This window comes from Polaromonas sp. P1_G4, from assembly GCF_056405475.1.
This window is the reverse complement of record NZ_JBFUCA010000445.1, coordinates 1-3,620: the sequence shown is the minus strand read 5'-3', so window position 1 is coordinate 3,620 and position 3,620 is coordinate 1. Positions and strand designations below refer to the sequence as shown.

5 protein-coding genes are annotated in these 3,620 nt (G+C 64.1%); 1 reads left to right on the top strand and 4 read right to left on the bottom strand.

All coding sequences use genetic code 11. The features are described from left to right. Positions 1 to 13: 13 nt before the first annotated feature. Positions 14 to 934: an HTH-type transcriptional regulator ArgP gene (locus AC1D1X_RS18415; protein WP_477670663.1), complete on the bottom strand. Its 921-nt coding sequence runs from the start codon at positions 932 to 934 to the stop codon at positions 14 to 16. A gap of 96 nt (positions 935 to 1,030) precedes the next feature. Here AC1D1X_RS18415 and AC1D1X_RS18410 point away from each other — a divergent pair, with 96 nt between their 5' ends. Beyond that, positions 1,031 to 1,669: a LysE/ArgO family amino acid transporter gene (locus AC1D1X_RS18410; RefSeq protein ID WP_477670664.1), complete on the top strand. Its 639-nt coding sequence runs from the start codon at positions 1,031 to 1,033 to the stop codon at positions 1,667 to 1,669. 25 nt (positions 1,670 to 1,694) lie between these two features. Here the strand turns inward: AC1D1X_RS18410 and AC1D1X_RS18405 are convergent, their stop codons facing one another. The 3 genes from AC1D1X_RS18405 to AC1D1X_RS18395 all read right to left on the bottom strand — a co-directional run. Beyond that, complete coding sequence (locus tag AC1D1X_RS18405) at positions 1,695 to 2,144, bottom strand: DUF2214 family protein (RefSeq protein ID WP_477670665.1); 450 nt, start codon at positions 2,142 to 2,144, stop codon at positions 1,695 to 1,697. 18 nt (positions 2,145 to 2,162) lie between these two features. After that, on the bottom strand, positions 2,163 to 3,089 hold the full coding sequence (locus AC1D1X_RS18400) for a LysR family transcriptional regulator (RefSeq protein ID WP_477670666.1): 927 nt from the start codon (positions 3,087 to 3,089) through the stop codon (positions 2,163 to 2,165). A gap of 100 nt (positions 3,090 to 3,189) precedes the next feature. Continuing rightward, positions 3,190 to 3,620, bottom strand: a 431-nt coding sequence (locus AC1D1X_RS18395; RefSeq protein ID WP_477698834.1) for a shikimate dehydrogenase family protein, incomplete at its 5' end; no start/stop codon positions are given.

The following is a 3,620-nucleotide window of genomic DNA, read 5'->3' as shown; positions in this document are numbered from 1 at the left end:
TACAAATACACCGTCACATCTGTAGCAACTCCCCTTGCGCCGCCTGCTTGACCGCCTGTGTCAATCGTTGCGCCGCAACGGATTCACGTGCCCAGTGCTGCCAGTACAGCCGCACGTCGACCGTGCTGCCCGGCAGCACTTCCTGCAGCGGCGGCTTGCGGGTGCGCGCGGCCAGCAACAGGTCGGGCACCATGCCCCAGCCCATGCCAAGCTCCAGCGCAAGCTCGAACGCATCCACCGCCGGCACAAAGTGGCGCGGGTACAGCGCGTCGCGCAGCCCGAAATGCTGTTCAAGAAAAGTATCCTGCAGCGCGTCCTTGCGGTTGAAGATCACGGCAGGGCTGGCCAGCAGGCGATGGGCCAGCCGGTTCGGTGCGGCCTTGCCACCCGCCGCGGGCTCGTTCCACTGTGCCACCAGTGCGGGCGAGGCCATGCAGCGGTAACGCATCACGCCCAGCGGTTCAGCCACGCAGCCCCGCATAGCCTGCGCCAATGCAGTCACGCAGCCCGTGACATCTCCGCTTTTCAGGGCTTCGTGGGTGTGATCCTGATCGTCCACCACGACATCGAGCAGCAGGCCGTGAGTGTGCAGGGCTGTGGCCACGCCCGGCAAGAACCACGTGCTCAGGGAGTCGGCGTTCACCGCCACACTCAGGCTTTGCAGGCGCGCGGACTTTCCCCCGCCCTGCAGCCCGGCCAGCAGGTCGCCTTCCATGAGGCGAACCTGCCGGGTGTGCCCGAGCAAAGCCTGACCGGTCGACGTGGCGCGTACCTGTTTGCCGCGCACCAGGAGCCGCTGCCCCAGTGCGTTTTCTAGTGACTTGATGCGCAGGGACACGGCAGCCAGCGTCAGGCTCAGGGCCTTGGCGGCTTCGCCGAAACTGCCGTGCTCAATCACGGCGGCCAATGCTTCAAGTTGTCGGGCATCGAGCATGTTGTTAGGCACCTACTAAATCAATTAATAATTGACTAAAGCTAGTTTTAGTTAATTCTATTTAACTATTATGAACCCTGGCACACACTTGCGGCCATGAACCCGCTCACCGCCCCCGCCTTCCTGACCGGCATGGTCCTCAGCCTCTCGCTCATCATGGCCATAGGCCCGCAAAACGCCCATGTGATCCGCATGGGCCTGCTGCGCCAGCACCTCTGGCTGACGGTTGCCGTCTGCGTGCTGACTGACGTGGCGCTCATCGGCCTGGGTGTGATGGGGCTCGCACAGCTGGGCGGCCTGTCAGACAAACTGGTGGGCGCCATGACGGGCGCGGGTGCGCTGGTGCTGATGGTGTACGGAACACACGCGATGCGCCGCTTTGTGCAGCCGGCGCCGCAGGCGGCAGAAGGCGCGCCCCTTGTCGCCGAAGCCATGCCGCGCCGCAAAGCCATCGGGCTGGCACTGGCGCTGTCGTGGCTCAACCCGCATGCCTGGCTGGACACCGCCGTGGTCATCGGCACCGCATCGCTGGCTTACGCCCGGCCGGACAACGCCGTGTTCGGCCTGGGCGCTATCACGGGTTCATTGCTGTGGTTTACCGGCCTGGGCGTGGCGCTGTGGTGCGTGGGGCGTAAGCTCAACACGCCGGTCATATGGCGCGCCATGGACATGTTGGTGGCGCTGATGATGTGGGGCACCGCCTTCTGGCTGGTGCACGGCCTGTTTTCAGCCTGACGCCGGCTGCAGCACTGGCGTGCGCCTAACCAAAGCCACGGGCCAGAAAGACGGCAGCCAGCGGAATGAACGGCAGGATGTGCGCCTGCACCATCACCAGCCGCCGCGCTTGTTTGACTTCCAGCGAATCGGGCAGGGCACCGTTGGCGCGCAACTCCCGGCGCCAGCGCGAAAACATCATGGTGGGCTTGATGGAAATCAGCCCGATCACCAGGAACATGACGAGCTTGACGTACAGCAAGGGGTTATGGGCGTACCAGGCCGCGCCCTTGCTGCCCAGAAACACGCGCGCCAGGCCGGTCAGGAACACCGCGCCGGCCGAGATGCCGTAGACCATGTCGATCTTGCCGAGCCTCTCGATCACGGCGGCGTCCAGCCACTCGGTGCGGCACAGCGCCGCCTCGCTCGCCAGAAAAACCACCATGGTGAGAATCGCCAGCAGGTGGGCATAGGCCAAAAGAGATTCGAGAACCATCGTCGGGATCCTTTCCAGTCAGGGTTTTGCGGCGGCTGGCGACGAGCACCAGAACTCCGGTTGGCTGTAATGGTGTTTCAGAAAATCCAGCCACAGGCGAACCCGCAGGGGCAAGTGTTTGCGTTGCGGAAATACGGCGTAAATACCGTTGGGCGGCGCGGCAAAATCCTCCAGCACCGCTACCAGCTGGCCGGCGGCAATTTCCGCCTCGACCTCCCAGGTGCTGCGCCAGGCAATGCCGTACCCTCCCAGGCACCAGTCATGCAGGACCTGGCCGTCCGAGCAGTCGAGCGGCCCGCCCGGCTTGAGATGGATCAATTCGTCCTGGACCCGGAACGCCCAGCCCCGCGTTTGCGAGGCGTCGCTGGACAGCGTCAGGCAGTCAAATTTCGCCAGCTCGCTGGGGTGCTGGGGCGTGCCGTGGCGGGCCAGGTAAACCGGCGTGGCCACGCACAGCCGGCGGTTGTCAGCCATGCGCACACTCACCAGCGAAGAGTCCGGCATGTCGCCGACGCGCACTGCGCAGTCAAAACCCTCGCCGGCCAGGTCAACCACCCGGTCGCTCAGGTTCAGCGAGATCGTGACATCGGCATGCACTTCGCGAAAGCGCGTCACCAGCGGCGCCACATGGCGGCGGCCAAAGCCGGCCGGCGCGGTGATGCGCAGATGCCCGCTGGCCTTGACGCCGCCGGCCGATACGCTGGCTTCGGCGTTGGCAAAATCAATCAGCAGGCGCTGGCAGTCTTCAAGAAAGGCGCTGCCTTCGTGTGTGAGCGTGATGCGCCGGGTGGTACGCACCAGCAACTTGACGCCCAGGCGGCCTTCCAGTGCATCAAGCCGCCGACCCATGATGGCAGGCGCCACGCCTTCGGCGTTCGCGGCGGCAGTCAGGCTGCCGCGCGTCGCAACCGACACGAACGATTCAAGCTGCTTGAGTTTGTCCATGCTGGATTATGTCTATGAACGTCTGAAATCAGACGTTTTTAGCATTGATTCCAGTACTTCCCACCCAGGACGCACGGTGCGTGCGTCCTCTTACACTTTTTTAATAACTCAGCCGTGCCACCGACCGCAAGACGTCCGGTGTGGTGGTCGGCAGGCCAAAAAATTCCAGGTAGGCCGGGATCTGCTCGAACAGCATGTCCGAACCCACCTGCACGGTGCAACCTCGCGCCTTGGCCGCCGCCAGAAACGCGGTCATTTCCGACTTCATGACCACTTCGCCCACAAAACTGCTGGCTGCGATACGTGAAACGTCCATGGGCAAGGGATCGCCTTCATTCATGCCCATGGGCGTGGCATTGACCACCAGGTCGTAACCCGCCGGGTCGTTGGAGCCAGTGGAAAGTTCCAGTGCCGTGTAGTGCTGGCGTAGCCGCCCTGCCAGGGCCTGCGCAGAGTCCGCATTGACGTCGCACAGCCCCAGCGCGCGCGCGCCGGCCTTGGCCAGGGAAGCCGCGATTGCCGAGCCCACGC

What these genes read in the sequence shown, in the direction of transcription:
- AC1D1X_RS18415 (WP_477670663.1), bottom strand. Translation starts at nt 934, where the DNA reads ATGCTCGATGCCCGACAACTTGAAGCATTGGCCGCCGTGATTGAGCAC.
- AC1D1X_RS18410 (WP_477670664.1), top strand. Translation starts at nt 1,031, where the DNA reads ATGAACCCGCTCACCGCCCCCGCCTTCCTGACCGGCATGGTCCTCAGC.
- AC1D1X_RS18405 (WP_477670665.1), bottom strand. Translation starts at nt 2,144, where the DNA reads ATGGTTCTCGAATCTCTTTTGGCCTATGCCCACCTGCTGGCGATTCTC.
- AC1D1X_RS18400 (WP_477670666.1), bottom strand. Translation starts at nt 3,089, where the DNA reads ATGGACAAACTCAAGCAGCTTGAATCGTTCGTGTCGGTTGCGACGCGC.